The sequence below is a fragment of the Longimicrobium sp. genome (assembly GCF_036554565.1).
GTDB lineage: Bacteria > Gemmatimonadota > Gemmatimonadetes > Longimicrobiales > Longimicrobiaceae > Longimicrobium.
On record NZ_DATBNB010000843.1, the window covers coordinates 1 to 6,158 of the forward strand.

The window sequence follows — 6,158 nt, forward strand, 5'->3', positions numbered from 1 at the left end:
CATCTGCCCCCGGATGTATTCGTAGGTGCCCACGTACCGCTCCAGCACCGCCCTGGGAACACGCACCGCGGCGGGCGGCGGCGGCGGTGGCGGCGCCGCGGGAGACCCCTTGCGGCGGATCCGGGACTCCATGCCCACGCCGTCGCTGACGATTTGCGTCACGCCTCCCGCCGCGTCGATCACGAACTCCGTCGTGAGGATGGCGCCGATCCTGAACAGGGTTTCGGAAATCGGCACGAAGGCATGCCGCTGTCCCGGCTGCTCCCGGATGAGCGTGTCTCCGGCGACGAGGATCTTGATGGTGTTTCCGTTCGCCTCATACTCGCCCACGTACCGCTCGAGCACCGACCTGGGAACGCGCACGGGTCCCTGCGCCTCCATGGGCTCGGCCGCCATGGCGAGAGCGAGCACACCTGCCGCGATCCCGGCGTTGCGATGGTTGATCATTCGATCCCTTCCTCTTCTCAGCGGATGCGTGATGCCTGGACCTTCTGGCTGCCCTGCTCCAGGACCAGGCCGGTGGCCTTTCCGGTGCCGTCGAGCTGGAACTCGATGAAATTGGGGCCCAGCTGGAAGCGGGTGTCCGAGCGCCCGTAGATGACGGTGTCCGGGTTGCTGCCCATCTTCGCCACCAGCATCGCCCCGTAGCGGCGGAAGTTCAGGAGGGTTCCGCCCGTCGTCCGGTACTCGCCCACGTAGCGGTCCAGGACGGCCGCCGGCAGCATGAGCGAGCCCGGGGGGCCGTGGCCTGCGTGCGCCGGAGCCGCGAGCGTTGCCTGCGGAAACGAGTCGATCAGCTCCGCCATGCGCCGGCGCGTCGCCTCGTCGGGCAGGCGGCCGATGCCGCCGCCGATGTTGTCGAGCATGTGCGTGGCCTTGGTCGTTCCCACGCGGGCCACGGTGACGGCCGGGTGGCTGATGACGTACTTGAGGAAGAACTGCGCCCAGCTCCGGGCGTCGAACTCGGCGGCCCACTCCGGAAGGGGGCGGTTGGCGACGCGCGAAAAAAGGCTGGTGCCGCTCGCGGTGCAGCTGGCTCCCCCGGCGTTGCCGAAGGGAAAGAACGCCATCACGCCGATCTTCCGCTCCAGGGCCAGCGGCAGGATCGTGTCCTCCACGCGCCCGCGGTTGCCCACGTCGTAGTCGACGCCGATGAAGTCGATCGGCTCGCTGCGCATGACCGCTTCGAGCTGGGGATACACGGCGTCGGCGATCACCTGCACGCCGATGTACCGGACGCGCCCCGCCGCCTTCTCTTCCTTGAGCGCGGCGAGGTGCATGGGGTCGCCCTGGGGGGGGAGCATGACCAGGTCCAGCCGCGGCACCCCGAGCCTCGCCAGCAGCGTGTCGACGTGGGCTTTCACGGAGCCGGGCCCGAGCTGCGCCGGGCCGGGAGGGGTGCCCCGCGTGGACCAGAAGAGCCGGTTCGTAATCCCGAGCTCGTTCGCGGCCGTGGCGTGGAACTGCTCCGCGGCCCCGTTGCCGTGCTGCGCGTCGTAGACCCGGCCGCCGTTGTCGGCGAAGGTCTTCAGGACCTCCTTGAGCGCGGCGGGATCCGCGCACCCGGCGTGGTTGGAGAACGAGAGGCCGATGACCGGGACCGTCTCGCCGGAGGACGGAATGGCCCGCTGGATGAGCGCCGCGCCCGGATCCCGGAGTGCACGGAGCAGTTCCGGAGTGAGCGCCACCGCGGCGCCGGCGCCGGCGGCGATGCCGAGGAACTTACGACGGTTGATCATACGATCTTCTGCGTGGAGGGTGAGTGATCACGAGCCGTGACGGCGTCGTTTTCATCTGCCGGCTGCCTCGATCGAGCGTTCCGCGGGGCTCGGCCGGATGGCCGGCGTCCTCGTCCATACGACGCCATCGGGGGTGCCTTCTCACGAGTGTCCCGTCAGATTAAGCCAAGTAATTGCGGATCGCAACACGCGGGAGCCCAGGCCCCCGCCCGAGGACGCAAGGTACGAACGGCGGCGGAGCGTACCGAAGCGCCGTCGCGTCGTTCCGCCGGGCATGCTGGTTCGTTCGAGAAACGCTCAGCGCAGCCGCGTCAGCCGGACGACGCGCGCCACCGGCGCCATCGACACGAGCTCCAGCGAGATCCCGCGTGGACCGTCTGCCATCAGGTACACTGCCGCGTGCCCGCCGTCCGCGGCCGCGAGGGTGTGTTCGCCGCTGGCGCGCCGGCTGGCGCGGCCCGGGAAACCCGCTGAAAGGGGGCCGGACAGGCGCGCACGCTCGGCATGGTCCCACGACGTGTAGCGCGGCAGGTCGTGCACTACGCCCGGGTCGATGAGCCCGGCGGTGACGCTGGCGAGCGCCTGCCGGTCCGTCAGGTCCGCGTAGCCGATGCCGAGCACCGAGGTCATTTGCCCGATGACCGCGGGGCGATCGGTCCAGTCGACGGGCGCGTAGATGAGGCGCTGGTACAGTGTCGGCCGGCGCCCGTGATCCGTGGACGCCTCGCCCGCCAGCTCGCGGAGGAACAGGAGCATGCGCGCATTCGCCCCGTAGCGGCCGTTGCTCTGCCAGGGCCCTTGCTCCGGCTGCGTGCCCCACAGGCCGACCGCGCCTTCGAAGTGGGCCGGTGCGCCGCTGCCGACGGCCGAGTGGCGCGCGCCGAGCGGCTGCCCCGAGGCGATGCGGCTGGCCGACTCCATCGCGAGCGTGGCCAGTCCCTCGCCCAGGATGCCGGCGATGCGACCGCGGCGGCTGGTCAGCGCGTCGGCGTTGTGGGCGTACTCGTGAAGGAACACCCCCGCCACGAAGCCCGGGTTCTGGTACTGCGGCAGCGCGAACCGGTCGGCGCTGTGAAGGCTTACCACCATCTCGGAAGACCGCGGGCAGCTCGCCTGGGTGGCGAGGTTCATGGTCGGCAGCGGCCCGTCGTAGGCGAAGCCGGTGCCGAACTGAAGGGAGCCGAGCAGCACGTAGAAGCGGCCGCCGCCGCCGGCGGGAGGCTGAAAGTCGGCGTCGAAGAGCGAGCGCATGGTCGGCAGCAGCCACCGGTCGGCCATCCCTGCCGCGTCGCGCAGCCAGCCGTTCGTCGCCGGGTCCAGGAACGCCGCGGCAGACGGGTGCCGCAGATCCACGACGACGGCGACCCGGCCCGAGAGGGCGACCACCTTCGCCCGGAAGCTGGGCACCGATGCCGCCGGCTGATTGCAGATGTCCGGCGCTGCGGAGAACCAGTCCACGAAGCGCAGCGTGTCGCCGACGACCGCCGTCGCGTAGCGCGGGTCGAAGGGCACCGGCGCCTGAGAGTAGTCGCCCGCCAGCGGGGCCACGTTCGGCACCGTGGGCTCCAGCGGCGTGCCGGCACCGGGTGCGGAGAATGGTGGGAGCGGTCCCCGTGCGTCGGTGGATGCGAGCGCCGGGGAGGTGGCGTCACCGGTGCCGAGAAGGCGGACGGAGACCAGCATCCGGGGCGACTCCATCTCCGCCGTCGGCACCGCCAGGTTGGCGGCGCTCAGCACGTAGTCCTCGTCCGCCGCGGGAAGGCGCAGGCACTGCAGGTCGGCCGGGGCGAGGACGCGTGACTCGGCCGGGCGCAGCGAGACGCTCGGCGGGACGCGTACGACGGCATCGATGGGCCCCGATCCCTCCGCCGACACCTTCACCGCGCGCATGTCGGTTTCGCAGGCGCGGATGGACGGCACCCGGAACGCGGCGACGCTGTCGGAGTGGGCGACGAGTTCCGTGGCCGCCACCCCGTCGAGCAGCAGGGAGCGCAGGCTGCTTAGGCCGGAGCCGCGGACCTGGACGATCTGCCCGGGACGGAGGGTGTCGACGGAGGCGAGGTGAACCGGTTGCGCCGGCTCTACGGGCGCGCCGCCATCGCAGGCGACGACCAGCGCGACGAGGAGCGCGGGGAGCAGCGGGGCAGGGCGCACGGCGACCTCCGAGTCGTGAAGCTGGTGGGGCGAGTCCCGCGAGCCCGTTTGCGCGTCGGCGGGGGCGGTGGCCAGTGAACGCGCGGCGAGGGAGATTTCAGACGTTTTGTGACGTGGCCTCCTCCCCGGAGCAGGCGTCCAAATGTATACGTTCGCGACTGGCGCGCAAAGTCGTCCAACGGGTTCCCGCGCCGCTGCCAGCTGTCGACGGCCGCCCATCCGCGAGTCGTCCCGCCGCCGATCTCGAACGCGTTCAGCATCGCGTTTTCCGCCACACCCGGGGCGGCGCGTCCGGGGTCTCCAAGCGTGCCGCCGACCTCCGTCCTCTCCATTCGACCGACCCAATCTGCCGTTCATCGGAAGTCCGCTTCCGAGACTTCGTCCTGCGCTGCAGCTTTGCGGAGCGAGCCGATCACCACTGGCGATCGGCCTGACGGAGCGCCGACGATCGACGGCGCGGACCGCTCCCCATCCATCGTACCGCCCGCCGATGCCCATCCCTGGAGAATCGATGCTGAACCTGTCCGACGTCAGCCACGTGTACGCCAACGGCACGCGCGCCCTGGACCACGTCACCCTGTCCATACCGCGCGGCATGTACGGCCTTTTGGGTCCGAACGGGGCGGGGAAGTCTACCCTCATGCGCACCATCGCCACGCTGCAGACGCCGACCGAGGGCGCCATCCGCTTCGGCGACGTGGACGTGATCGCCGAGCCGGAGAAGCTGCGGCGCACCCTGGGCTACCTGCCGCAGGACTTCGGGGTGTATCCGCGCGTTTCCGCCTACGAGATGCTGGACCACATGGCGGTGCTGAAGGGCGTCGCCTCCGCCGCCGATCGCCAGGCGACGGTGGAAAGCCTGCTGCAGCAGGTGAACCTGTGGAGCGTCCGCAGGAAGTCGCTGGCCGGCTTCTCCGGTGGGATGCGGCAACGCTTCGGCATTGCCCAGGCGCTGATCGGCAACCCGGAGCTGATCATCGTCGACGAGCCGACCGCCGGGCTGGACCCGGAGGAGCGCAACCGCTTCCTGAACCTGCTAGCGGAGATCGGCGAAAGCGTGGTGGTGATCCTTTCCACGCACATCGTGGAGGACGTTGCCGACCTCTGCCCACGGATGGCGGTGCTGGCGGACGGGCGGGTGCAACTGGAAGGCGCGCCGCTGGACCTCATCCTCTCCACCCGTGGCCGGATCTGGATGAAGGTGATCGACCGCGGCGAACTGGCCGCCTGCCGCGAACGCTACGACGTGCTCTCCACGCGCCTCTTCGCCGGACGCACCATCGTGCACGTGTTGGCGGACCAGGACCCGCGCGACGGCTTTACCCCGGTGGATGCCGGGCTGGAGGACGTCTACTTCTCGACCCTGGCGCAGTCGCGCCGCGCGGCCTGAGGAAAGACGATGCTCATCGACATCGCCCGATTCGAGTTCCGCTACCTGCTGCGCAACCCGCTTCTCTGGGTTTCCGCCGCGGCGGTCTTCGCGCTGTACTTCGTCTCCATCAGCACCGGGTTCGCGCTCGGCTCGGAAGGCGGCCTGCTGCACAACGCGGCCTTCGCGACGCTGCGGAACTACCTGATGGTCTCGATCTTCTTCATGTTCGTAACCACGTCGTTCGTCGCCAACGCGGTGATCCGCGACGACGAGACCGGCTACGGGCCCATCATGCGGTCCACGCCGATCAGCAAGTTTGCGTACCTGGCCGGCCGCTTCCTGGGCGCGTTCGCCATCGCGGCGCTCTGCCTTCTGCTGGTGCCGCTGGGCATCTGGCTGGGATCGATGATGCCCTGGGCAGATCCCGCGACCGTGGGACCCTATCGGCTGATCGACCATCTGTACGGCTACTTTCTGGTCGGGCTCCCCAACATCCTCGTCCACTCCGCCATCTTCTTCGCGCTGGCGACGATCACGCGGTCGATGATGGGCTCCTACCTGGGCGTCATCAGCTTCGTCTCCGCCTACTTCGTCCTGGAGGGCGCCTTCGCCGACCGGCCGCAGCTGCAGACGGCGGCCGCGATGGCGGACCCGTTCGGGGGACGCGCGCTGAACGATGCCACGCGGTACTGGACGGTGGCCGAGCGGAACGTGACGCTTCCCGAGTTCAGCGGCGCGCTGCTCTACAACCGCCTGCTGTGGATCGCCATCGCCATCGGCTGCCTGGCGCTGGCCCACGCCGTCTACCGCTTCGCGGACCAGGGGATGTCGAGACGCGAGCGGAAGAAGCAGACGCTCGCGGGCCGAGAGGCCGTGGAAGCGCCGCAGGTGGC

General features: G+C 70.1%; 5 protein-coding genes. 2 read left to right on the plus strand and 3 right to left on the minus strand.

Annotated features, from left to right (window positions below; all coding sequences use genetic code 11):
• From VIB55_RS23770 to VIB55_RS23780, 3 genes are all read right to left on the minus strand, one after another.
• On the minus strand, positions 1 to 447 hold a 447-nt coding region (locus tag VIB55_RS23770), incomplete at its 3' end, for a hypothetical protein (protein WP_331879169.1).
• A gap of 17 nt (positions 448 to 464) precedes the next feature.
• Complete coding sequence (locus VIB55_RS23775; protein ID WP_331879170.1) at positions 465 to 1,739, minus strand: aldo/keto reductase; 1,275 nt, start codon at positions 1,737 to 1,739, stop codon at positions 465 to 467.
• A gap of 297 nt (positions 1,740 to 2,036) precedes the next feature.
• Positions 2,037 to 3,893: a hypothetical protein gene (locus VIB55_RS23780; RefSeq protein ID WP_331879171.1), complete on the minus strand. Its 1,857-nt coding sequence runs from the start codon at positions 3,891 to 3,893 to the stop codon at positions 2,037 to 2,039.
• Between the two features lie 511 nt (positions 3,894 to 4,404).
• Here VIB55_RS23780 and VIB55_RS23785 point away from each other — a divergent pair.
• Positions 4,405 to 5,283 (plus strand): ABC transporter ATP-binding protein, encoded by an 879-nt coding sequence (locus tag VIB55_RS23785; RefSeq protein ID WP_331879172.1) that lies wholly within the window; start codon positions 4,405 to 4,407, stop codon positions 5,281 to 5,283.
• Positions 5,284 to 5,292: 9 nt separating this feature from the next.
• Positions 5,293 to 6,158: ABC transporter permease (locus VIB55_RS23790; RefSeq protein ID WP_331879173.1), on the plus strand; the 866-nt coding region annotated here is incomplete at its 3' end.

Excerpts from the sequence above, each read along its gene's own strand:
- VIB55_RS23785 (WP_331879172.1), top strand. The coding sequence starts at position 4,405 with ATGCTGAACCTGTCCGACGTCAGCCACGTGTACGCCAACGGCACGCGC.
- VIB55_RS23775 (WP_331879170.1), bottom strand. The coding sequence starts at position 1,739 with ATGATCAACCGTCGTAAGTTCCTCGGCATCGCCGCCGGCGCCGGCGCC.